The sequence below is a fragment of the Bartonella sp. TT110JLCBS genome, assembly GCF_042193405.1.
Lineage (GTDB): Bacteria > Pseudomonadota > Alphaproteobacteria > Rhizobiales > Rhizobiaceae > Bartonella.
On sequence record NZ_JBHILT010000297.1, the window covers coordinates 1 to 564 of the forward strand.

Annotated in this window: 1 protein-coding gene; it reads right to left on the reverse strand. The window is 38.1% G+C overall.

Annotation, left to right across the window (positions count from 1 at the left end; all coding sequences use genetic code 11):
• Positions 1–68: 68 nt before the first annotated feature.
• The coding region (locus ACFILW_RS10995) for a DUF3987 domain-containing protein (protein ID WP_375678222.1) at positions 69–564 on the reverse strand (496 nt) is incomplete at its 5' end.

Consider the following 564-nt stretch of genomic DNA (forward strand, 5'->3'; position numbering starts at 1 on the left):
TTGTAAACCCTCTGTTGGTACGATAAGATCTTTGAAGGTTTTAAGAATAACAAAAGATTACAATGGCTTCATTGTTTGATGCTGTTGTTTTTAACGAAAGGGTGCCATTCATAACGTATGGTAGGGCGACTACCTTGTGAGCTATTTTCACTTGCTATTTGACGAATATGATTGGAACGACATAAGAGCTCTAAAGCTTGCTTAACGGCTCTATTATCTGTTAAACTGATCCAACTTCTTTGATGAATATCACGTAAAGTAAAAACATCGGGTAAATGATCACAGCGCTCGACAATCAATTTTGCCCCCTCTATTGCTAAGCTATCCGCCGCCGCATAGAGCCTTTTGACATGACTTAACAAATATTTTTCCCATCGCAAGGCTGTTTGAAGGGCATCTTTATTGATTTCAAAACGCCCCCCTTCGGTTAATTCAAAAATCAATGCAAGACTTACTATGGTCTTAGGCATTTTCAAAAGATGCGCTTGTAAGCTTTCAGAAAGGTTATTCTCTTTGGCTTCTTTAAAAATCTTTTGCATCCATTCACGAAAGATCTCTTGAGCT